The sequence below is a fragment of the Formosa sp. A9 genome (assembly GCF_051200825.1).
GTDB lineage: Bacteria > Bacteroidota > Bacteroidia > Flavobacteriales > Flavobacteriaceae > Formosa.
This window is the reverse complement of record NZ_CP195158.1, coordinates 3,395,782-3,420,861: the sequence shown is the minus strand read 5'-3', so window position 1 is coordinate 3,420,861 and position 25,080 is coordinate 3,395,782. Positions and strand designations below refer to the sequence as shown.

General features: G+C 35.1%; 11 protein-coding genes. 2 read left to right on the top strand and 9 right to left on the bottom strand.

Annotation, left to right across the window (positions count from 1 at the left end):
* Position 1: 1 nt before the first annotated feature.
* From ACR9EA_RS14995 to ACR9EA_RS14955, 9 genes are read right to left on the bottom strand one after another with little or no spacing between them, the layout of a single operon-like run.
* A complete protein-coding gene (locus tag ACR9EA_RS14995; protein ID WP_435134821.1) occupies positions 2-2,596 on the bottom strand; it encodes a tetratricopeptide repeat protein in 2,595 nt (864 codons plus the stop codon).
* Positions 2,586-5,549: an ATP-binding domain-containing protein gene (locus ACR9EA_RS14990; RefSeq protein WP_435134819.1), complete on the bottom strand. Its 2,964-nt coding sequence runs from the start codon at positions 5,547-5,549 to the stop codon at positions 2,586-2,588. The genes ACR9EA_RS14995 and ACR9EA_RS14990 overlap by 11 nt, the downstream gene beginning before the upstream one ends.
* A 5-nt stretch (positions 5,550-5,554) precedes the next feature.
* A complete protein-coding gene (locus ACR9EA_RS14985; RefSeq protein WP_435134816.1) occupies positions 5,555-6,259 on the bottom strand; it encodes a PP2C family protein-serine/threonine phosphatase in 705 nt (234 codons plus the stop codon).
* Positions 6,256-11,661 (bottom strand): methylation-associated defense system ATP-binding protein MAD8, encoded by a 5,406-nt coding sequence (gene mads8 / locus ACR9EA_RS14980; protein ID WP_435134813.1) that lies wholly within the window; start codon positions 11,659-11,661, stop codon positions 6,256-6,258. The genes ACR9EA_RS14985 and mads8 overlap by 4 nt, the downstream gene beginning before the upstream one ends.
* A 1-nt stretch (position 11,662) precedes the next feature.
* Positions 11,663-13,225 carry a methylation-associated defense system protein MAD7 gene (gene mads7, locus ACR9EA_RS14975; protein WP_435134810.1) on the bottom strand — a complete coding sequence of 521 codons (1,563 nt, stop codon included), beginning with the start codon at positions 13,223-13,225 and terminating at the stop codon, positions 11,663-11,665.
* Positions 13,226-13,227: 2 nt separating this feature from the next.
* Positions 13,228-17,379, bottom strand: a complete 4,152-nt coding sequence (gene mads6, locus ACR9EA_RS14970) for a methylation-associated defense system protein kinase MAD6 (RefSeq protein ID WP_435134808.1) — start codon at positions 17,377-17,379, stop codon at positions 13,228-13,230.
* Positions 17,367-18,743 (bottom strand): methylation-associated defense system restriction endonuclease subunit S MAD5, encoded by a 1,377-nt coding sequence (mads5, locus tag ACR9EA_RS14965; protein WP_435134805.1) that lies wholly within the window; start codon positions 18,741-18,743, stop codon positions 17,367-17,369. Before mads5 ends, mads6 begins: the two co-directional genes overlap by 13 nt.
* On the bottom strand, positions 18,743-20,764 hold the full coding sequence (mads2, locus tag ACR9EA_RS14960) for a methylation-associated defense system DNA methyltransferase MAD2 (protein ID WP_435134803.1): 2,022 nt from the start codon (positions 20,762-20,764) through the stop codon (positions 18,743-18,745). The genes mads5 and mads2 overlap by 1 nt, the downstream gene beginning before the upstream one ends.
* A gap of 1 nt (position 20,765) precedes the next feature.
* The gene (locus tag ACR9EA_RS14955) at positions 20,766-21,488 is read right to left on the bottom strand and encodes a DUF6577 family protein (protein ID WP_435134800.1); all 723 of its coding nucleotides are present in this window, start codon (positions 21,486-21,488) and stop codon (positions 20,766-20,768) included.
* Positions 21,489-21,607: 119 nt separating this feature from the next.
* Here ACR9EA_RS14955 and ACR9EA_RS14950 point away from each other — a divergent pair, with 119 nt between their 5' ends.
* Positions 21,608-22,516, top strand: coding sequence for a HamA C-terminal domain-containing protein (locus tag ACR9EA_RS14950; protein ID WP_435134797.1), 909 nt, complete (start codon positions 21,608-21,610; stop codon positions 22,514-22,516).
* Positions 22,513-25,077 (top strand): DEAD/DEAH box helicase, encoded by a 2,565-nt coding sequence (locus ACR9EA_RS14945; protein ID WP_435134794.1) that lies wholly within the window; start codon positions 22,513-22,515, stop codon positions 25,075-25,077. Before ACR9EA_RS14950 ends, ACR9EA_RS14945 begins: the two co-directional genes overlap by 4 nt.
* The last annotated feature ends 3 nt before the right edge of the window (positions 25,078-25,080 follow it).

Genomic DNA, 25,080 nt, shown 5'->3' with positions numbered 1-25,080 from the left:
TTTATCGATCAAGAATTTCTAAGTCAATTACTTTCCATTTACTACCATCATTAATAGCTTTTATCTTGCCAAAGCAATTATGCTTTATGTTGTGTTTTTCAAGCAAGAATTGAGGAATATAAAAATCCCCCATGAAGGCAAAATCTGCACTTAAACTGTTTTTTTCTTCCTCATCTAGCTCATAATATTCTCTTGTTCCGTAATTCGATTTGTATTTTAGCTCAATTTCTCCAGTAGTAGCTTTTAGTAAGCTATCATTTGTTTTTTCCGTTTTATCTATGGTAATAACCTTAAAGCGAACTATTCCTTTCTTCTTATCCTTTTTCGACAAAAGTCGCACTTCTATAAAATCACCTTCATTGGGTCGTAATTCCGTTTCATTGAACCTTACAATTCCATCAATTTTGGAATTGACTACAAAATGGAATAACGATTTGGAATGATTAACACCATCCACAACGGCTATCTTTGGCTCAATTTCAAATATTACCTTATTGTTTGGTTCCTTTTGGATATTCACTAACTCGGTTCGGAATGCATCACCATCTTTTTTCTGAATTCTTTTGCCAGATATAAGATCGTTTTTCTTGAAGTCCTTGGGGTTCGATTTAAAGAAGATTTCTTGATTTGAGAAAGTTATTGCATGGATTACATTCTTATCCTGATTGATATAATCAATAATCGCATATTCATTTTCAAATGTTGACCATTTTTCTAATTCCGTGATTCTGTATATAAGTGGATTATACTCCTTAATCTTTTTTGACGGTAGCCAGTAGCTTTTAGAGTCCTCAATCTCCTTAGTCGTTTCCTTTAGCTTAAAATTGAGCACCTCACCTAAATTGAGGTTTTTGAGATTGAAAAACTTCTTCAAGGGAGATATTTCTATTTCCTTTCCGTCTGAGAACACCCATCTTGTTCTTCCTTTTTTATCTTTGAAGCTATCAATATATACAAGTGAAATCCAAGGAAGGTCATTGAAAGCGAACTCTTCAGCCATTCCTTTGAATTCTTTATACTTTTCAGTATTACTACCTCCTACAAGGTTTATTTTTGATGTCAGCTCATCAAAATCAGCACCGATTTTCCACTGATTTTTTTTTCTATTTTCTTTATATAGATTTAGCTCGATTCCTGCCTCCTGAATCAAATTTTTCCTTTCGAAAACAACAGCTAACGCTAAACGCACATCCCCAAGGAAATCATCATTTTGTTCAATCAAAGCTGCCTTACAGAGCATTGACAAATGCAGATCTTCATTATTCTTTACTAAGCTTGAAAATTCGTTCCAATAATATGGTTTATCATATAATTCAAGAGCTAGTTCTTTATATATAGTGATTGATTTATCAATATCTCCGTTCTTTTGATATAGGATCGCTAATTCTCTTTTTAGCCATTCATTTTGTGGACAATTATTTATACCTTCTTCATACGCCTGAATCAACCAGTTTAAATCAGATTCTTGATTTGTTTTTAAATGCTCAAAAGCCTTTTTTAATGCTTTTACACCTATGGACTTATAGGTTTTATCATCCTTTTCAACATCTTTCCAGTCATGCGAAGTAAGGAGGTTAGGATTCCACCCCTTGAAAAAATTAAAAAATCTCCAAGCATTTGCTTCTGTCATATTTCTTTCTGCAAGACTTAAAATTTTTGAATGCCATTCTGAACCTGGAGCTATGGAATAATTCTGAACATAAAAATCAAAAGATTTCCATAGTTCATCCCATTGTTTATCTTTTTGATAATTGTAGGTCTTCCAAAAAAACGGTTCTCTTAATAAGTCGATCGTCTCGTAAGAGGAGAAACCCCAGTCTGATCTTTCAAGTTTTATCTTATCAATAAATTCAGCAACATCAAATGAATAGTCTTTATCAATTAATTCTCTACAAATCCTAGATACAAGTGAGGGTATATTATTGCCTTCATGTTCAGAGTTTGTCTTGTCCTCATATCTCAGGTTTTCTGGTCCCCATAGGTTAAAGAAGTTCAGTAAATTAAAATCTGAGTGCTCTTTAGAATAGTTAAGCCCAAAGTTTAAAATCATTGAATGGAGCATTGATGGTCTATCATTATTAAGATTCATATAGTCCCTCAAATACGTTCGAATACTGACAGAATCAAGCGTATTAATTTCAGATTTTATATAACGGTAAATTATCCATCCGTAAGATTCATGATGTATGGGTTTTAATTTACCTGATGCTATCAGTTGTTTCATCAGGCTGAATGCCTCTGAATGTTTATTTGCTTTACTTAAATCTTCTGCTTGCTTTATTTCTTTGTACTGTATATCAATTTTAGGTTTTAGAAACTGTATTTGATTTGAAATTATATCGTCTGATTCGTAAAAATCAATTTGAAGTAGCTGATTATAATATTGTTCTGCATTACTAATATTTCCCAAAGAAATGAACTCTTTTACTAGATCAATCAGCACCCATGCCAAAGCTTTCTTAGTCCATTCATCACCTTCACCGTTTCGGAAAATATTGTTAGCAATTCCGGCTCCTTCAAGCAACTTATTGATTTTAGCTTGACCTCTTAAATCCTTGGCTTCCTTTCTAATATCAAAAACATCACTATTCTCCATGATTAGATTTTTTTACAATTTCCATCAACTGAATCCATAAATTTTCATCTGAGTATTGCTTCGCAAGGATTGAGGTGAAAAAGCCATCACCATTGTAGTTTACATCAAAATCTATACTTTCCTCATTTTCTGAAGAGACACTCACAAAGTCCTTATAAGGGTTTTGAATTATGCTTTGAATAAAAAGTCCTTTTGTACCCAAATGTCTCTCCAAAAATTCATAAAACTCTCTTCTCCAAGAATCTTTAATTATTGAGTAGTCATTTAGTTTTCGATTTTTTACTAGAATATCCAGTACTGACTTGTTGAAATCTTGGTTATTTCCGCTTTGTATGGTAGGTGCTTTTACTCGAAGCTTTCCATCGTAATAAAATCTGATTTTAACATCATTAGTACCATCGGTAAGTGTATATACTTGCTGATAATTTGGATGCTCTATGGCTTTAATAGTTAGATTACTTGAATAAAGCTTGTTTTCAACTGTTTTATAAAGCCCTACAACTAATTCTTTATTATCAGAGTCATTCATGTGTATTCGATTCAGAATTTCATTGTCGGAATCTGTAAGTTGCTTATCCTTATCAATAATAACGTAGTAATCCTTTTTTGCAGCAGAATCAGTCGCTATATCTTTAAATTCAGTCTTTAGAGTAGGAGATATACCTGCATAATTCAATAAATGAATTTTCTCTTTTGCTCTTGTAACCCCTGTATATAGCCATTTAAAATAAGAAGCATTAGCTATACCACCATTCCAGTCAACATTGAATATCACGTTATCCCATTTGTAGGACATAGCTTTATGAACATTCATCGCCCATCCAAACCTTAACAATGCAAGGTTCTTTATTTTGTAGTATTTGGATGAAGGGTTTTTCATCAATTCCCTTTCCAATTCAACCCTGTATTTTCTTTTTATTCTATTGGTCAGAACCCTTAGTTGTCTTTCTTCGGCTTCCAACCTTGTTTTAACTTTTTCTCCTGAATCAAAAAGCTTTTTCAAAGCTGAGATTTCTAACTCTTTGGACTTGTATTCTTCAGAGTTAATTAAGTTTTGGAATAGAGAAGATTTCTCAAAAGGATTTTTCTCTTGTAGAATTTTTAATTCTCTGTTTAGTAAAATTTTGATAGCAATGGTTTCATCTTCTGAGAGTTCTCCTTTGGGATTATTTCGATAATTTTCAAGTGCTAAAAGTTGAACAGTAGCCCCTTTTCCTAAAAGTTTTACTGTTAACGCTCTTAATTTGAGCTCCACAGTTTTACTATTCTTCAATTCAACTTTTTCTATCGAAGTATCTCCACTTGATTCGCAAATAAAAAATTGACCATTATATACCTTTTGAGGCTTCGAGAAGGGGTTATCAACCTCTTCAACACTGATATTGTTGTTTAAAAGAAGTAAGTCACCAATAGATAAGTCCTCACTGTCTTGAAGGATAACTTTTTTAATCCATAAATTTACTTTTTGAGACTCTTCATTTGTGTAGGTCAAAAATTTGACATCAAGCGAATTATCAAAGTATTGCTTTATTATTGACTTAACCTCTTCCTTTTCGGTGTAATAAAAACTCTTGGAAAAGCTGAATGCCAATCTATTAAACAGGTTTTGACGTAAACCTGACACGCAAGAAAGTGCATTGTCCAAGATTATATTTCTATCAGGATTATCATCTAATTGAAAAGCTCTTACTGGTAAATCGTATTTTTCATTTAGGTATGTGGTTGATAATGGATTTTCATTTGGTTTACCCAATGAAATTTGATAGCAATCCCCTATAAAAACGACCTTTCTTTTTGATTCACTTACGTTCAGGAACTTTATGAAGTCTTTTAGCAAATAGCCTGAACCAAACCTTAAATCCATGGATTGGTGGTAGCTATCTGAAATTAATTGAGATTCATCAATAATAAACAGTGCATTTTCTTCATTATCAGATTTCTTCAAGGGAACTATATCAATTCTGTTCTGAACGTTGTCATCTTGTTCTTTATCATCTTCACCTTCTTCATGTTCTGAAATTTGATTGCCACCATATATGTAAGAATATAAGCTGCCTATATCATCAATTTTACTAACAAGATTATTGGCGATTCTACTTGATGGAGCTAGAATTTCAACTTGAGATATTCCGTTTTCAAATGATAAATCTTTTAAAAATGGAATCAAATGTGTCTTGCCACTATTAGATGTACCCTGGAGAACAAAAACTCTCTCTTCATCTTCCTTCAAAAAAGAACGAAACTCGCTAAGTGCAGATTTCTGATCAATTCTTAGCCCCTCAAAGTTGAGTTCAGATGATTCGTTGATGTATTCAAATGTTTTACCATAAGATTCTTCTAAATCAAATGTGTCTGCTTCAAAAACATCCAAGAAACTTTGAAATGAATCTCTTTTTAAGTTAACCTCCTTATCATTAACATCAATGATGTCCTTGATCTTTTCTAAGTAGTTTCCATGATGAATGATTTTGAAATTCACTTCATCTTCAGGAGGAATTCCACCGTTTAGATGGATTTCTTTCTGAAAGCAGACAATTCTAACTGTGTGCCCAGGATCGAAGTAGTTGTCTTTTGGCAGTTTTGATTCTATACTTGACTTAAATACATCATAAAATCTTTTGCGTTGTGTTTTAAGTTGGCAATAAGGGTTGATAGAACTTCCTCCTTTTACCATTTCTCCGTTACTGTCAGTCCATCTTCCATAAAGAAAATCGGATGTTCTAGGCAAAGTGATTTCTCCACCAAAATTTTTGAAATCTATAATACAGACAACATTTTGTGTTATTAAAAGAGCGTCAATTTGCAACCGGTTTTCAACTGTGCATTCAGAATTACCTACCAGTAAGCCGTCCATATTATATTTCTCAAACATTTGAGAAAGGTTCTTTGCAAACTCCCTAAAAAACGAGTTTTCGTAACTTTTTGCTGCTATACCTCTTCGGACTTCTAACATATTTATCAAATTTGGAGGGTGATCAACGAAAAATTATCTTTAGCCTCATCCAACAAGCGTTTTTCAATTCTATTAAATGCTTCTTCGTTTGAATCGGATGTGTTTAATATTTGCTGTAAATGAATACCATCATACAGGTCATGAACTCCATCAGAACAAACCAAGAAAAGGTCAGAACTATCTAAATTTTTCTGTGTGAATGATTCAATTTGAGAATGTTCAACATCTCCCTGAACGGATCGAGTTACAACATGCTTGTACTTGCTAATTTGCTTTGGATCTTTGATTGATCCATTACTTATTACCTCATTCATCAAGGTGTGTGAAGTAGATTCTTTGACCAATCGGTTGTTTTTGTAGTGAAAGATTTTCACGTCCCCAACCCAAAAACAAGTGGCTTGATTAGCTTGTAATATGACACCACCGACAGTGGCTCCAATTTTACTATTGTTCTTTTCTCGGAGCTGTCTTATAGCAAGGTTAGCCTTGTTAATTGCTTTTTGGATTTGTGCTTCATTAATGGTTTCAACGGTTGATAAAAACGTCAATACACTTTCAGCAACCAATTTTGCTGCAATTTCACCATGCTCATAGCCACCCATACCATCAGCAATAAGATGCAGATAAGTTTCAGGATTTATGTTCTGAACCAAAACAAAATCCTGATTGACTTCTCGTTTACCTTTATGTGAAAAAACTATTGACTTCATTTACCTCCAGTTGCTTGAATTGTTCCTCCACCATGTTTGGTTACTCTTGGTCGAGTAGAAACCTTAACTGGCTTGGTTGTTATACTTTTTTCCGTTGCTTTTGTAGCCCATAAAAAACCTTCTCCGGGAACTAAGGCACTCATATCTGCTGCACCCAACGTTGATAATTGGGTGATAGATTTTTGGATATGCTTTAACCATTGAGGACTGTTAAACTTATGAAGGAGAACAACCGAACTTAATTCTATGATTTCATTTGGTAAGCTTGGTGGATCCTGACTGGCTATCATGATACTTACTCCTTTGTGTCTCATTTCACGAATGGCAGTGACAATATTCCCTGTAAGGTCTTTATTGTCCATGTATTTATGAGCCTCGTCAAACACAATAAATTTGTTAAAATGAGCTCCATTCACATTTTTTACAGCAGAGAAAATATTTAGCATTATTACAAAAAGCCCTAATGCTTCATCTTTAACGATGAACTCATCACGCAAGTCAACAATTATCAACCTACCCGGCTTTAATGAATCACGCAGCATGAAACTGTCATCAATGTATTCTCTAGCAAAGCTTAGTTTTTGACGTGCAAGTGCTTTTTGTGAATTAGAAAGTAATTCAGATGCTTCAACACTATCTGTAATACCATCAATCGTGATATTCCTTCTGTGTTCTTTCATTATTGCTTTGAGCTGCTTGATATATGCAGAATCATTGCCGACAGCACCGAGAATGAATAACCAATCTTGTACGTTTAGCTCTTTTGAATTAAATGCTATTGGTAATACTTCTATTGACGGATATTCAGCTTGTCGCTCTTCAATCTTATCCTTTGGGGTAAGTATTATGACATCCTCAATATTGTCCGGTTCTGCACCATATCTCTCTTTTAGCTTGTTAAGTTCAGCTTCCTTATCGTTTGGATAAATCATGGAAGTAAACTCCGGCTCATAATCCATGCTTTCGCTATAATGAAATATAACACCTGCAAGTGGGGCAGGTAATTCATTCACCTTGCTGAATTGCTTCAATACCATTTCTGATATTGTCCCTATGGTATAACTTTTACCGCCACCTTGTACACCAAACAAGCTAATTGTATTGGTTTCACTAAGGTCTATTGCAATCTTTTTACCATGAAGGCTTTCACCTAATATTCCGTATTGACTACTAGGAGAGCTTTTTCCAATTAGAATATCGTATTCCGGGCTTTCGTGATCAGAATTAACCGATACTTGTTCTGATACAGGATTCTCTTCAATTTCTGTTTCAGGTTCTACTTCGGGTTCTATTTCTTTTATTTCAGATTCAACTGGCGTAACTGTGTTTTCAATAACAGGAACATCAATTACCTCCTGTATTTCTTCTTGAGCCGGTTCAGGTTCCTTTGATTTGAACTTTTGAATGAAAGGCTTCAAAGTTGTGTTTGTACCAATTACAGAACTTAATTCTGCATCTAGCTCATTATCTTCAAGTCTTCTTGTATTTAGGTCAGAATCAGGATCAAGAATTTCTTCAATTAACCTTCCTCCAAAAGTGAAGAAAGTTAAATCATGATCTAGAACTTCCTTGTGATGCTTTTTTGGGGCAGTAAAGTTAAATATCAATCCTAATTGATTGAATTTAAGTTTAAACCCAGCATCAAGATATTGTAAAAACGCAAGATAACTTTCGTATGCGTTTTCACTCAAATACTCATAACGGTGAGCCCTTTCAATATAAAAACTCAACAGGGATTTTAACTCTTTATTCTTAATCTCACGGTCAAGCCTATCCATTGACAAATGATACTCAGGATCAAAGTGCATTCGTAATGCTTCAATGGTGTTTTCGATTTGCTCTCTCATTTTAACTTTAAGCTCTTCACTTTCCGTTTCACCGAGAGATTTTCTGCATTTGATTTCAATAACAGAAATGGCTATTTCTCTTTTATCAGGATTAATGGATACCAATAAATTATCAGCCCTGCTCTTACTTTCCGAAGGAAGGTTGTCAAATAGATTTTGATGCAAATCAATCGGAATTAAGAAAGCCTCTTCCAACAAGCCTTTCTTTTCCAAAACTCTTTTTGTGAAAGCAGATCCAATCACTTCAAAAGCTTTGTTTTTAGAAGAGTTCAATTGTAGAACCAAGGAACTACTTACTGCTCTTAGGTCTTCAAGAAGTATTTTGATTTTCTTCTCGTCTTCTGCTTTATGAATATCTAGGTTAAACTCTTCAAAGTGTGGTCCGAGTAAACCTAAAATTTCTGATGTTGGTCTTGTTGTTAAGTAAGATGAAATTCCAGACAACTCTTCTCCGGGAACATAATCCAACAAGAATGGTATTTTGCCATCTTTTGAAGGCTGATCGAATATTTGTGGACCAAGGTTTTTATCAAACGTAATAACCCAGTCAGAATAATCGTGTAAATGGGTTAAAAGAACCTTATCTCTATCATTTAAACGTAATTGAGTAGAAGGAATAGATTCTGTATGTTTAGAAGCTAATGCTCCAGCAATAAAAGATTGAATATTGTCAAATAGGTCAATTCCTAATTTACCACTTCCTTGATAACCAATTGGCAGCTCATTTCCTCTAATAAACCTGTTCCATTTGATCTGACTACCATTTTCATCTACTGTAACGGTAGATTCAGTTAATAAGCCATTTAGATAGAAGTTTCTATCGTTTTTATATGGTTTTACTAACTCAACTGTAATTGGGAAAGGACTAACCAAGAAACTCAAATGAGCCGTAAATTTTGAAGGCACTTTTAAGTAATCTGAAATGCTATTAATGGAGAATCGAAGCTTTGGAAACAACCTATTCTTAGATGGCTGAGAAAATGCTTCTGCTTCTTCTGATACATTAAATTCAGGGTTAATGAGGTTTCTTAACGCCTCTCCATGCTCAATGATACGGTCATCACCTTTAAATATTCTTACCTCGTATTTTACAGCCTTAAACGCTTTATCTCTTTCCAATTCAACGAAAGCATCTGCAAAAACCGAAGCATCTCCTGAATTGATAAGGTTAATAATCAGTTTGTCTGTATATGGATGTTGAGCTAAGTAATTTTTGATGTGCCTAACAACTAACTTTTGGCTAATATCCGTTTCAACATAATTGTCTTTTGTAACATTGAAAAGCTGACGGAAGTAATGTTTCATTTGTCTTGAAACTGATGTCATTCCGTTTTTTGATTCGTCTGCTAAAACATTCAGATACAATCCCCATCCGTAAGCTAGTTCTCCTGAGTAATGGTAGCTTTTGAATGAGTTTGGCTCTACCAACACCAATGGGTTATTTTCAGGAGATAATTGACCTTCAAAGAAGAATTCTAAATTCTTTGTCCATGAATCTTTATGCCCTGGGTAATCTTTTGTTTTTTGTTCCCAATCATTGAACAACTCCATCAATTCAATTATCCATGCTAATCTTAATGGATGCAGAGGAGATAGTAACAAAGCCTCTGTGGGTTGTCCATCCGGAAGCTTGGTTCTAATTCTAGCTACATCCAGTATTTGAAGTTCTGTAAGGAAGTGCTGAATTTTACTTTTCTCTTCGGCACTTAATTCATCGCTTGAGACTTGATTTTTTAAAGAAGTAGTCCACTCGGTAAGTTTCTGAACGTAATCTTTAATGATTTGATAATGATTGAATAAATCTGCTGTTTCAAGAACACCATCGCCATTTTCGTTAGAATCTTGAATTGCTTTGAAAATCTCTTTACGCAATTTCAAAACAGGGTTAGGAATGATGCTCGTTAAATCACTTTCTACAAATTTTAACGATTCAAAACCTACTGCTGCTGAATTACTTTTTAAAGAACCTTTCACATAACCAAATGAATCGCTATGTTCTAAAAACTTATTTTCTATTCCTCTCAATTTTGAGGAAAGGTTAATCTGATAATTGTGCCTTTCAGAATAGTTAATATGGAAGGTAGATGTATGCTTGGTTATGTCGTTTAACCAATTATTTGAATTTTCAGATGGTTCCGGAATATCGGCTTCGTCCTCTGATTTTATCTTTTCAATTCTGTATTTGAAGTAAGCCTGAAGAACGTTGTTAAGCTTGTCTTTTCTTTGATTTTCGTCTCTTTCTACTGCTTCTTCAACAACATAATCAAAGTCTTCGGAATCACAGGTGAGCTTATAGGGAAACGCACTTTTTGATGCGTTTTCATCAGCATTTAATGCCTCTTCCCATGCTTTCTGAATCTTTATATCCTTGAAATCATCATTAGCATTTAAAATGTTCCCATGCTCATCTTCGGCTAGTACTTTAAAAAAGTATGAGCCTTCTTCAATCATATTTGAATTAAGATCTACTGTTGCTTCTCTGTATGGTCTATTGGAAGCGGTATTTTTCAATTTCCTTAATACAGACACTTCTTCTCCAGTGCCACCATCAACTGCCATTAAAATCACCTTGAAGTATTTCAGGTCGGCTATATCCTTTGGATTTGGATTGGTGCTAAATCGAATACGAACCTTAGCTGTTTTGTTTTCCTCTACGTGTAAAACCTTTCTGCCTTCTTCAATCTTAAAATTGCTAGACTTAATTTCCTCGGTAAAGAGCTTAATATGTGAAAAATCAAGATCAGGAATTTTCCAATTAGCAAAGTTTAAATGCTGATAATTTTCAAATACTAATCGGCAAATTTCATCCGCATTTCGAGCTTCATTTTCCTGTTTGATGAAGCTTACAATTTCTTTTTGTAAAGTATTGGGCTCTAATGGTAATTCTGCAATTCTATCATAAAGCGGTTTGCTAAATGAACTTAAAAGTTCAGTGCTTTCAAGGTTGAAGTTCAATCTTGAACGAACCTTTTCGGGCTCTACAATTAGCTTCTCGTCCGGAAGTAAATTGAGCAAATAAATATTGTTTCCAACTGCTTTATTTGAGTATCCTCCTTCTTCAAGAGCCAGTAAATACTTAATGATGCTTACAGTACTTATTGCCGTTGAATTCAGATATTGAAGTATTTCGCTCTTGATAAGGTGAGCGTAATCTTCTGGAATTTTAGCAATGAGTTCTTCCTTCAATTTATGCTCAATTCCTTCAAGAGAGATTTCCTTAAAAGTTGCATTTCCGTATGAATCCTCGGCTGCTGTTCGGCTATTTGAAGGGATTAAAACCAACAATGGAGCTTCTTGCTTATTTCTATATTCTACAAGCTTGGTAGCCGAAATGAATTTATGACTACCATTGCTTTCTTCTGATACAATGAAGGTGTCAATAGCAGGATATTTATCGTGGATAATATCCCACAAAAACTCTAATTCATTTAATCCTAGACCTGTAATTTTCATACAATGCCCAGGAATGGCATTGCCTAAATCTGCCCTGTGTAATTCAAGGATCAGGTCAATTATTCTCTTGTAATATGTATTTATTGTCTTTACCATTTCCATTTTACTGAGCGTTTAATTCGTAGCGTGGTCTAATTCTTTGAAGGATATAAGCATCACTCAGGTCGTTATAAAAACCAATCTGACGGAGCTTCATTTTAAACGCCTCCATGTTTTCTTTAAAAGCTAAATGCGTTTGTAAATCTGCATCTGCAAAACGTTCTTCATTTAGTCCGTTAATAACCAATCCGTATCTATCTCTAATATTTGACACCAATTCTTCAATAGATAAACTTCTAGTTTGGAATTGATTGTCCTTAGATTCTAATCCTAAAATCTGAACAAGGGTTTCAAGCAATCTTGTCCCCAGAACAAATCTTCTCGGATGCTTTCTGCTTCTTCCTTGTGCCATGAAACCTCTTTCATTATTCTTTTGAGAAAGGTTATCAATTAGCTGAATGTGATACCTGTATTGGTAAGTGCCTCTTGCCTTTAAAATAAGCTCGATGTAACGGTCAAAATAGGTGTCCTCATATTTCACCATGTCCTCAATTAGAAGCTTATCTTCTTCTTCCAATGAGTTATATAGGTTATCCCATTGGGTTTCAAAGTAGATTTCAAAATCCGTAGGTTTTTCTTGTAAAATCTTCAATGCTTTAGTCAGGTTTTCTGAGTTGGTCTTATCCAGTTTTAACCTTCTTAGTGCAGCATTTACTTGAAAAGTAGATTTTACATAGTCGTAAATCTTGTTGGTTAAACTTTCTGCATCATCGGCAGCTAAACGAGCAACCTTACTTTCGTAATTATCAGTTGCATCTAATACAATGTTCCAATCATCTGCAATATCAGTATTACCTGATTCTACCATTTTGGGTAAGAAATGAACCAACTTTTGGATGTATAGCGATAAGTGGAATGAGGTGATTGTTTTTAAGTAATCAATCAATACATTTCTTGGAATCAGTCTCTTATAAACCAATAACCTTCTTACATCATCACAAAAAAGTTCTGCCTGTTTTTGTAGGATAGGGTTGATCTGATTTAGCGTAGAATTACTCTCTAAAAATCCGGGTTTTACATTTTTAATGATATGTAATAAGCCTAAACTATCTACATCTAAGCCGTTTCCTACATTAATTTTATTGGTAGTCTGATCCCAACCTTCCATCAAGAAGTTTTTCAAGTCTTCTTTAACAGTTGGATTAGCTCCCAACATAAGATACACTTGGTCTGCCGTATTATAATCCCTTGTGTTAGCAGCATTTCTTACACGATAGCTTTCTAGGTGTATCGGACGTAGGGAAGATATTTTTTCCTTATCCACGTTCCCTCTAAACACCATGTTTACTAGGTTGCTACGCATCCACAATTCGGCAGCATCAGGATTATCTTTAAAGCCTTTAATAGAGCCTTCTTCTTCGAGTTTTGAAAAAACCTTTTTTAGGGTGTCTAATTCAATAAAAGTACTTCCACCTGAACGAGCTCTTTGCTTAGGACGAATACCATTGTGCTTCAAAAGCATGAATAAATTCACCAAGGTATTATCTATGTTTACCGCTTTTGCATCTGCGGTAAAAATCAGTTCATTTCTGAACAAGCTCTCTTCTTTATTTAATTTTATCGCCATAGTTATATCTCCATTGGTTGAATTTCAAGACGGCTCTGTTCGTCTTTACTGATTCTAAAAAACTCCATATTATCCTTAGTAACTACCACTTCTTTGTAGTTCAGATTCTCCAACAAGTTTTTGAAGATGATTAACTCCACAAATTTTCCTCGTAGGTCATTCAATGATGGGCTAAAGCCTTGCTGAATGAAATACAACATTTCATATAGGTCTAAGGAAATGGTAAGCTTGATGTGTTTCGTATTTTTTCCTTTATGTCTAAAGGTTAAACTATCCGGTTCATACTCCAGGTACTTCACCAAATGATCTGTTCTGTTTACAAACAGCTCGAAATCGTTCAGGTCAAATAAGCGGAACGACTTACTAAACGGATCTCTAATTTCCGTAGAAGAAAGCACCAAATAATTTTGGTCTATTCCCGGATTATCGCAGCCTTCGTTTAATGAAATAGCTCTTGAAATACTTGCTTTTGTATGGTTGTCTGTATCACCTTCTTCCAATACCTTCACAAACTTGAATACAGAGTGGTATGGCAATCTCAACAGGTATGAAGGAAGCTTTAAGGTTTCCTCTTCACCATTGTCTTTTACATAGCCATTTTGAATGCTCAATAATTCCGCTTTTCCTTCGAAGTATTGATGACGAACAAAGTTCTTTTGAATGGTCTTTATTCTTGCTATTTCGTTATCATCTTGTTCATAGGTTGGTTTAATTCTTTCAGTTGAATTAAATACATCCAACAGATTGATTTCTCTTTCAGCAAATTCGAGGTAATGTTTCGATTGATGTTTTCCGAAGAACAGATCTCTATCCAAATCAGGAATGGAAACTTCACCAATATCGGTTTCTCTGAGCAGTTTGATTAATCTATCCTGATTACCTGAATCGTCAACCGAAGGGTTGGTGATATTGAAGTAATAATGTTGCCAGTAATGCTCCGGAGAGGATTGATTTTGTTGGTACAAGCTTTCAATGTCCTTACAATCATAATCACGTGTAAGCGTGTAGGCTATGAAAGAACGTAAGTCCCTCATAGTGATGTGTAATTCTCTTTTTAGACTAGCTGTTCTTAGCAGCCATTCCATTCTTGTTATTACTTCTTCACCGGTAGCCGTATCATTGAAAGAATCAACATTGTATTTGATAAAGCATTGATTCGCCAAAGAGCAGCCTTCACATTTACTCCATAATTTCTTTTGAGTAAGGGCTTTTACTTGCTGTCTGAATAAACTTGGTTCGCTATCCGTTTGAGCTGCCACTGAACGTAAATTCAGGTTAATAATCATTAAGCCTTCCGGCAATTCATGATGCCCTTCGTTATAGAAGTAATTCTCAATATGATCGTGAAGTGCATTATGCTTCTGTGTGGTTTTTAAGAACTCAACTAATCTACCTTCGTTGATGGCGATAATTCTACCTTCTTTGGCTTGGTTGTAATTTGAAATATCTTCAAAAGGTTGGAAGAAGCTCTCCAGTACTTCATTGTTGGCTCTTTCGTCTTCATCTTGCGAACCATCATAATTGCTTTCAAACGATACGCCATTGATTTTGAATCGAGCTCCGTTTTTATGACCAAAACGCTCCAATTGACTGATGTTTTTATCTTCTTCAATCTTTCTGATAAAAGCAGTTTTACCATCTCCGGCATTTCCGGTAATGATTAAAAGCTTGAATTGACCATCCAATATTGCCGGAATCAGGTGGTTATCCAGTTTGGTCGGTGTGTAGGTTAATTCATCATAAACATTGGTATCAAAATTGGCTCTAGTTCCTGAGTTTCCATGTTTCGACTGACTGTAAAGAGAGTTGATGTATTTTACAAAATCATCCTGTTTTTCAATCTCAACGGCAGGTTCCGCTTTTGCTGTTTTACTTTCTAAAATGCCTTCTTCACCAATTGCCAATAGGGCATCCAACATTTCTTGGGCATTTTTAAAACGATTAGCTCCATTTGGACTTATCGCTTTTAACAAAAAGGATTCAAAAGAATCTGAAAGTCTTTCTTCTATGGTTTTAGGTGCAATAGGATCTTTGCTCATTAATGGAAGCTTCCCTGGAGCCCATGGGTATTGCTTACAAATAAGCTCATACAGCGTAATACCCAAAGCAAAGGTGTCTGCCGACTTATCCCAGTTTACTTTGTAGTTATCTGTAATTAAGTCTGGAGCCAAGTAAGGGTTGGTTCCAACAAAGTCTTTATTGTCTTCGGCAAACGAAGCTACATTGAAATCAATCAAAACAAATCGTTCCTGATTATCCCAAATAATGTTTTGAGGTTTAATATCTCTATGCAATACTGGTTTTGGCATGTTTTGCATAGAAACCAATGCTCCTAAAATATCTTTAGCAGCTTGATATACACGGTAAATTGGAAGACGAGCATCAGTACGAGTGTACATGCTTAGGTTTTCGCCATCCAAAAACTCCATCAATGTAAAAAACTGTCCGGTAGGGGCAATTCCATTCCAAACAAACTTCACAATGTTGTTTTGATTTAGGTTGATTAGTGCGTTGTATTCATCTGATACAGACTGAACATTAACACTTTCATGGAAAAGTTTCATGGTGTAGTATTTACCTTGAATACTGTGCTTAACCTTGAAAACTTTGGAATAACCTCCTTGTCCTAGTATTTCGTGAATAACATATTCTCCAACACGATCTCCCTCTTTTAAGTCGTGAGCTTCCTTCTGTTGTGGAACTTTGGAAGGGGTTGTTTTAGCAGGCTGAGGCTCTGTTTGTGATTCCTTAATGGAATCATTGATAAAGTTTTCGAGTTCCTCAATGCTGTCAATGCGTTTTAACTCATCGGTTAGTACGGTTTTTAAGCAAAGTTCATCCAACCATTTAGGAAGAGCCTTGTTGATATGGCTTGGTAGTTTTTCTTCCGGTATTTGACCACCTAGTTTGTCTAACTCGTATGGTGTTTTAAACGGCTCTTCACTGGTGAATAACCAATAAATTAGTACCCCAAGTGAGTAGATGTCTGATGAACGAGAAGCATCACCAACAGTCAATTCTAAAGGATGATAAGGCGTGGCATTCATCTCGTTGATGGTTGCCATTACCGTGTACCCTTGCTCGTTATGATCGGTGAAATATGATTTACCGAAGTTTCCTAAATAAGCATAACCACTGCTCATGTAGATATTGTCCGGGTTGATGTCTCTATGGTAAATATTTTCCTTGTGAGCCTCTTTTAAGGCAGCCATTATATTGCGAAGAATGCCAATTTTCTCTTGAAAAGTGAAGGTTTTGGAACGAGCTTCTGCACGTAACGAATTTTCATCTAAAAAGTCTGAAATCTCATAAAACAGGTGGTTTTCTTCGTCAATCTTAAACTCTACATTCAGAATAAAAGGTTTCGCCTTAATCTTATGCAATGCCTTGTATTGGTTCTTGATAGATTCCTCACGTTTGCGAAGCTCTTCAGGTGATAAACCTGAAACTTGTAGGGAAAATTCTTTTACTCTTTTGCGGATAGAAGAGGTAACACCTTTTGGCTTTACCAAATACTCAGTGAAGTTTGGCTCTTGTTGTAAAACCTCAATAATCTCATAGCCTTCAACTTCACGTTTTTCGTCAGGAGCTTTCTTGCTTTGGTTCCCGATTAAAAACTCAATAATATCTTTTTGAATATTGGCAATGTCATTTTCTAATTTCCCAACTCCATAAGGATCGGTAATGTATTCAATCAGTTTTTCATCGAGCTGAAAAGTAAGCTTGCCAGCTTCTTGCCAAAGTGAAGGCGTATAGGTGTTTGGGAACGAAAGCGTAACCATGTTTTGAATCCATGCTTTCCCCCAGTCGTATTGATGCTCTTTAAGTTTAGAGGCGAGTATGGCAGTTTTTTGACGACCGGTTCTTAATGGATTGTTGCGTTGCTTGTCGTTTACATACCAGTAATTATCGTCTCCTTCAATACGTCCTTTCCAATCTTTGTTTTCTATGTTGTATACAGCATGGGGAGCCACCACAATTAAGTCGTATTCCCAATATTGCGTACGGTTGTTACGTGGATTAGTAGAAGCAATTTCTACATTAGGAACCAAGTAATAACTATCCGGAAGGTTTACTTCTAAATAATCTAGCAAACGCTTTTCTCCGGCATTCACAACCGATTCAAAATAGGGTGGTTTAATTATTTTTGCCATGATTCAATTTCTTTTTCTACTAAGTCGATTGCTTCTTTTTCTTTTTGATATGCCTGCTCAATCAGATTCAAGTAGCCTTTTACACTATTGCTAACATCTTTAATTAGATCTTTAAATAGTGGAACTTTGAGATCTTTAATAAGATTCGTGTCAATATGCAGCTGACCAGTTCCGTATGCTGAGTTTTTAAGAATTGCATTGGCTTGTTGAGTTTTGAGAAAAGCATAAATGTATTCATTCATGTTATTTTCTTCATTTGGAACGACTCTTACTAAATTGTTTGTTGCTGCTATTCCATCTAAATAATCTGGAATTATTGACACATATCCCATAGATTGAATGCTACCTGAATCTTGAATAGCTAAATAACCCCGTCTTAGTTTATAATCAACTAGGTTTTTTGTATTGGATGAAAGGTATGTATCTAGCTTGGGTCTGAAATTCAATAATTCTGCACCACCTGAATAAGGAACGCTCTTTTGTGATTTTTTTACCTTGATTCTTTTAAAAATATTCGGAGTAAAAACAGACGCTGATAAATCTGAAATTGGTTTTATTTCAACTCCTTCAAATTCTAGTTTTGCATAAAACTCATTAGTACTATTTATTTGAAGAGTAGCTTCGAATCTCGATCTATATTTTCCAATTTTAGAAAGAGGTAATCTGTATATAGATTCTTTATTTAAATCCGGTAAACGAGATTCTAATTGGGCAACTGCCTTTTTTAACATTTCAATTCCATTACCTCTCTCATTGAGTGATGCCTCAATGAGTAAATGAATTTTTTTTCGTATTTCTTCAGAAAAACAAGGAACTGGAAGTTTTGATAATGTATTTGGTTCTATTCTTGGAACAACTGAACCATAGATGAATGATTGAATGTAATTGTATGCCGTAGGAGAAGCTAAGTAAGCATAAACATATCCAAAAGGATAATCACCTTCTTTAGCTATCACCCTGATTATATCCTGTGAACCAATTACACCATCTAAATCTTCACCAATTAATCTTACATTTCCAACTGTTCCTGCACAGCTAACCAATATTTGCTTATTTCTCAAAGTCATATCCTCTTGTCTTGGAGTATATTTTTTCGAAATGGTTTTAGCCACTTCAAGAGGATTTGAGCTCATCATATGTTGAGCAGATATATATGGCAAACCATATTCTTCTTTTTCAACGAAAACACGCTTAAAAATCCCCCCGGTATAAACATCTTTAACTGCATCACCGAGTGGAATAAATGATTTCTTGTTTTTGACGGCTCTTTCTATCCTTTTTTTACCATAGTTTAAATGGTAATTGGGCTTCATAATATTTGAGCCATTCAGAATGCTCTTATAAGGTACAGATGCTATTTCCATTATAAATCTCCTTTTAAAAAATTGAAATAAGCCTCGGTAATTTTTGGTAAATCGTCATCGAGGAGCTTCACTTTCTCCTTCCTTGCTTTTACCTCTTTTGAACCATCCTTTTTGTAATTCAGGTATTTGGTTTCCACATCAAAAAGCATTTCTGCACCATCATCATCACGTAAGTAGATAGGATTTCCTCTACGGTCTTTCCCAAGCTTTTCGGCAATTGCCATAAACACATCGTAATCTTCGGCACTGTCTTGGGCTAATTGGCGTTCTACCTCAGTTTTCTTTTGTAAAAACAAAAGAGAGGCTTGTACACCTACTTGTGGTAAAAAGGCTTCTACTGCCAAATCCACAGAAGCGAGTATTTTGTATTTGTCTAAAATCCATTCACGTACCGGTAGAGTATTTGGGTTCCCCAAAATACCATCAGGCAGTACAATTGCCATTTTACCGCCCGGCTTTAAAAAGTTGTAGCATGCTTCAATAAACAATACTTCCGGAGCATCGCTATATGCAGATAAATGGTATTGGCTTGCAATTTCTTGTTCTACCTTTACCTTAGCCCCAAATGGAGGGTTGGTAAATACCATGTCAAACTTTTCACGAGCATCGCTACCATAGGCATTGTCTAAGTCTTTCATTTCACTTAAACTTCGACTAATGGAAGCGTTAATTTTTTCAATTTCTTCGGGGTGCTCCCAGTTAGGGTAAGCCAATGAGTTTACATGGAAGATGTTGGCATGTCCGTCTCCTGCCATCACCATGTTCATACGAGCTGCCTTTTTCAAGTCAGGATCAAAGTCAAAACCAAAAATGCTTCGCTCTGCATATTGTCTAATGCGTTCGTTTACTTCAATAGAGTTAAACTTTTCTGCCAATAGTGGTCCATCTAAATCAGGAAACATATCAGTAGCAATTTGCTTACGCACATGGTCTAACGCCATTACCAAGAAACCTCCCGAACCACAACACGGATCCAGAATTCTATCCGTTTCGGTAGGGTTCAGCATTTCTACCATGGCTTTTACAATATTTCTTGGTGTAAAGAATTGTCCGGCTTCTTGTTTTAGTGTGTTGCTTACAATGGTTTCGTAAGCCATTCCTTTAACATCCACAGAGGCATCTAAGAAGGAATATTTAGCAAGTTCACCTGCAATAAAGGCAAGTCCTTTATCAGTTAACCCAATAGCCTCATTACCGTCAAACACTTCTGAGAAAACAGAATCCGATTTTAGCTCTTCAAACAAACCTTTAATTCGGTCTGCAACAGCTTTTCGTCCATCTTCGGAGTTTTGCTCTTTTACACCTACCCAAAACTTTCTGCGGTAGCTTTCGCCATTTTCAGCACAGATAAATCTGCGTTTTTCATCATAGAGCTTACAGAAAATAAGGTTAAGCAACTGCCAAAAGGCATCTTTCTTTCGTCCCTCATTTCCGTAGATGTAGTCATGCGAACGCTTAAATACTTTGATTAATGAATCGTTTGCAGGCTTTCTACTGCTAGAGCGGTCTGCACGGTCAAGATCGTCTAATGTTTCACCTTCCCCAGGGAAATCCGACAAGTCCACAAATTCATAGTCGTATCCCAGTGCATCGTCTTCCTTTTGCAAGAAATGATAGCTAGAGCCGTTTGCCCACAAACCGAACTCGCAGCTTTCCACAGCACCCATAGCGTTTTCAAGTGTTGCAGCCAAGCCTTTCTTTTTATCGGTTTCCTTAACCTTATCGTCCTGAACAATGCAGATACGAATTACATGTTCTTGCTCATGTGGTTTGCCTTTTTCAAAAACCACCAATTCCACTTTCTGCTTCTTGGACTTTCCGGTATCAGGATCGGTATATTCAATTTTGAAATCACGCTCCATATCATCTAGGTCAAAACCATACTCTTCGTTCAGCATGATAATTACCGACTGGAGGTTAGATTCTTGGGCTTTTACTTTTTTAACCTCACCTGTTAGAACACAAATCAGTTGATTGTCTTCTAATACTATATCTTCTTGTTCAATTACTTCTGTGGACATATTACGCTATTGATTTTATGAATTCATTAATCTCATTTCTTTTATCTCTTCGAGCAGCATATCGAAGCAGTTTGCTTTGATTTACACTGTACTTTTTAAAAGCCTTCTCATACAATGTTTTTATATCGAAACCGATAGGCTGCAAGTAACTTTCGTACTTCAACCATACATTTACCAACAAACCCTCAATGGTTGGTGTAGTGTATTCGCCCGATTTGTAAAGTGGTGTTTCTGATACCAAGGGAGTGATAATTACCGCTTCATTATGAGCCATTAAATACCTGCTAATAACCTCCTTATCAGGTTGAAGGAAGGTTTGTTTACTGAAATCCAACATGTTTTCAAACAATGGTTCCAGTTCTTCCTTGTTTGTTGAAAGGAACATCCAATACCTATCAACACTGGTTTCGCCAATATCATTGAGCATTTGGGTATCCCACATACTCAAATCTGCTTTGCAAAGGGGCTTTATGCGATTGTAAAGTCGTTTTGCTTTAAGACTGAAGTCAGGAGTGTATTCCGGCTTAAACTCAAAGGAGTACAAGCCTCTACCTGTTTGGTAGATTAGCTTTTCTTTTTTGAGCTGATTAAGCCTCCAAGAAATGGTACTTGGTGATAATTCAGGGAAGGCATTGACCAATACCTCGGTAATTTCCTTTGTGGTAATAACCGATTGATTAGCAAAATGCTCCTTTAGTTTCGATGCGAGTTCTGAATTTTTCATTCCTTATCAAAAGTTCAAAGATAAATATAATATTGAAATTACAAAACTTTGGCAAGTAATTATTATATTTGCCGTAAGTTTGAAAATAATAACTGGGTTTCTTTTAAAATTAGTAGAAAATGGAGCTAAGCATACCGAATTCTGACTTTTTGAATGCATTCAATCATGCAGGGTCATACAAACTAGATGAGCATGAAAAAAATGCAGTAGAGCTTTTCATTTTGAAGACCTCTTCAAATGAATTTGATTACGACCAATTAAAGATGAACCTGTTGGATCCGATGATTAGCTACTCACTTTCAAGGAAGGTAAAAGAAAAATATGCTAAAACTCCTGGACCATTAAATTACAGAGCGAGAGAAAAATTTATCGACTACCTTAATAACAAAGGAGAAGTTGGAGAGCTAATTTTATATTCATTTCTGGAATCACATTTAAAAGCTCCTAAAATCCTTTCCAAACTTGAATTAAAAACATCAACTAGCCATTATGTAAATGGCTCTGATGGGGTGCATTATTTAAAACTTGAAAATGGTGACTTTCAAATAATTTTTGGAGAATCGAAAATGATAGCTGACCTGACCTCGGCAATAACGAATGCTATCAAGTCAATTTGGGAGTTTAAGAATGAGGTAAATAGCAAAGGACATGAGAAAAGTGGTCTTCCGTACGAAAAAGGATTGATTAGTGATCACTTAGATAAAGAAACCTTTAATGATGAGGAAAAGTCCTTTCTTGAAAAAATAATAGTACCAGTTAAGGATAATGATTTTGAAGTGGATCATGCCTTTGGTGTATTTATTGGCTATGAGATAGAAATATCTGATGAACAAATGAGATTGCCAAATAGAGATTTTCGGGAGCAAATACATGATTCTATTAAGAAAGAAATCGAAGGGAAGTTTGAACACATTAGAAAGAAAATTGATGAGTATAAACTGTTTGGACACAATTTTTACCTATACATTTTGCCTTTCACGAACATAGCAGAATCTAATCAAGAACTTACCAAAGGTTTAACAAAATGACATTTATACAGGAGCTAGCAGAAAAATCTTTGGACAATGAATACTTCAAAGAACTAATAGAAAAGACGGAGAAGCGACAAGCCCACTTATTTTTCAGGACTAACAACCCTGAACTGAAACTAAATAATAAGGAGCTGGTTGACATTCTTCGTTTTGCAGACTTGTTTTCAAGGTCTGAAAATGCGGAGATGCTAAACATAGCGTATAAGATCACAAGTTTGTTAATTGACGATTTTAAGGATGATCCGACCTATAAGTTTTTCACAAACTCCATTTTAATCAAACTAGGTAATTTCCCTGCCCTTAGTTTTATTGAATCAGGAGATCAAAATCAAAATATTTCATACTCACCCGAAACACTGTTTGAGCGAGCTGTAAAGGAAACATTTCAGCAAATTCCCAACAGTGACTTCATATTCACAGATGCACAGTACAAAATATTTGAACTGCTAAAGAATAACAACCATTTTAGCTTCTCAGGACCGACATCTTTAGGTAAGTCATTTATTATCAACGCCTTTATTCGACATTTGATTACTGAACATAAGGGCACAGATAACTTAATTATTTTGGTTCCAACTCGTGCATTGATAAATCAAACAATCCTTCGATTAAAGAAGGACTTTAAAGATGTTCAAAACTATAAAATACTAGTACATCCGATTGTACCTGCTTTTTACAAGAATGAAAGTACCAGGTATATTTTTGTTTTTACTCCTGAAAGGTTATTGTCATACTTGGCTGATTTGAACAATCCGAAAATTGATTACCTATTTATTGATGAAGCTCAAAAAATAATTGCTGAAAAAGACACTAGAAGCCCGATTTACTATTACTCTATCTTACAGGCAGAGAGAAAAAGTATCAAACTGTTTTTCGCTTCCCCGAATATTCCAAATCCAGAAGTGTTTCTACAGCTATTTGAGAAAAGCACAGATGAGAAAATCAATATCTCAAATTCTCCAGTAGCACAGAATAAGTATTTCTTAGACCTAGTTGATCAAAAATGTTCTCTTATTTCAGGCAAGGGGGAAGAGATTTCAATACCTCTTACTTTCGAAGGGACAAATTTTTTCTATTGGCTTAAAAAACTTTCATCAGATAATAAGAGCATTATATACTGCAACACAAAAGAAGATACTATAAACTATGCATTAGACTTTTCAAACACCCTACCGGATAAGGAAAGTCCTGAAATAGACGAAGTAATAAACCTTATCAAGGATTACTTACATGAAAAGTATTTTCTGATTGATTGTTTAAAGAAAGGTGTAGCATTTCATTTTGGTAGCTTACCTCAAAGAATCAGGGAGAAAGTTGAAATTTTATTTACGAACAAGGTCATTGATTACGTGTTTTGCACTTCAACTCTTTTGGAAGGGGTAAACCTGCCTGCAAAAAACATCTTCATTCTAAGTAATGCCATTGGACTATCAAAGTTTACTGATATAGATTTTTGGAACCTTGCCGGAAGAGCAGGAAGATTAACTAAAGAGCTTTCCGGAAATATAATATGCACTAGAATTGAAAGGAAAGGTAATAGATGGGATAATCCGGATAAAGATTTAAAGGTTGTAAAATCAAAAACAATTAACCCTGTCAAACCAGTTGTTATTTCAGGTCAAAAGAACTTTTTCAAGAACTTGAATTCGGCTATTTCCGGAAAGAAGTTTACAAAAAAATCTCCAACGAATACAGAAATTGCACTTTGGAATCAATATGCTAACATAGCATTTATACATGAGTTAAGGTCGGACGATTCTGTGTTGAGATCCAATTTTATTGCAAAAATAGATTCAGCAAAGAAGCTCCTTGCTGATGAGAAGAAGAAAAATATTGTTCCTGAAAGAATTCTTTCATCATCACCTACTATTAAAGCAAGGTATCAGAATGACATTTATAAAAGAACAGATTTAGAAGAACATATTCTTACACATGACATCTCATATCAGAATGTATTAGCTGCTCTGAAAAAGATCAGTAGATTTTACAACTGGGAGGCAGAAGAGTCTGGAGGAAAGAGCCCAATGTATAAATCGGAAAGGAGCTTAGATTATTATGCAACTATCATGAATAATTGGATTACTTCAACCCCACTTAATCTCATGATTACTAATGCCATAAGACATTATCAGAACCAAGGTTTTTATTACGATAACAATAACCAACGGACGTTATTTAGTTCCAGTAATCCACACCATATTAATTTCGCAATCAATGAATTGATTACCAAAATTGATAATATCCTTCGATTTAAGTTCAAAAACTATTTTGAAAATTATTACCTCCTTTTAAAAGACAAAATTGGAGAAGAGAATTCAGGAGCGAATTGGGCTGAATTTTTGGAATATGGTACAACAGATTATAAGGTTATAGAAATTCAAAACATTGGAATTCCTAGGCATTTAGCCATTTATATTTTAAAGCATCATTCGAATTGTTTGAAATTTGAAAACAAGAGCCTTGTCGAATTCAACCACAACAAACTACTTAGTGATATAAAGGATGGAACCGATGAAAAGAAGGAACTTGTAGAGATATTCGAGTTTGAAAGTTTTTAAGCT

Bases quoted from the DNA above. Each gene is read 5' to 3' on its own strand.
- ACR9EA_RS14995 (WP_435134821.1), bottom strand. From the start codon at position 2,596: ATGGAGAATAGTGATGTTTTTGATATTAGAAAGGAAGCCAAGGATTTA.
- ACR9EA_RS14990 (WP_435134819.1), bottom strand. From the start codon at position 5,549: ATGTTAGAAGTCCGAAGAGGTATAGCAGCAAAAAGTTACGAAAACTCG.
- ACR9EA_RS14985 (WP_435134816.1), bottom strand. From the start codon at position 6,259: ATGAAGTCAATAGTTTTTTCACATAAAGGTAAACGAGAAGTCAATCAG.
- mads8 (WP_435134813.1), bottom strand. From the start codon at position 11,661: ATGGAAATGGTAAAGACAATAAATACATATTACAAGAGAATAATTGAC.
- mads7 (WP_435134810.1), bottom strand. From the start codon at position 13,225: ATGGCGATAAAATTAAATAAAGAAGAGAGCTTGTTCAGAAATGAACTG.
- mads6 (WP_435134808.1), bottom strand. From the start codon at position 17,379: ATGGCAAAAATAATTAAACCACCCTATTTTGAATCGGTTGTGAATGCC.
- mads5 (WP_435134805.1), bottom strand. From the start codon at position 18,743: ATGGAAATAGCATCTGTACCTTATAAGAGCATTCTGAATGGCTCAAAT.
- mads2 (WP_435134803.1), bottom strand. From the start codon at position 20,764: ATGTCCACAGAAGTAATTGAACAAGAAGATATAGTATTAGAAGACAAT.
- ACR9EA_RS14955 (WP_435134800.1), bottom strand. From the start codon at position 21,488: ATGAAAAATTCAGAACTCGCATCGAAACTAAAGGAGCATTTTGCTAAT.
- ACR9EA_RS14950 (WP_435134797.1), top strand. From the start codon at position 21,608: ATGGAGCTAAGCATACCGAATTCTGACTTTTTGAATGCATTCAATCAT.
- ACR9EA_RS14945 (WP_435134794.1), top strand. From the start codon at position 22,513: ATGACATTTATACAGGAGCTAGCAGAAAAATCTTTGGACAATGAATAC.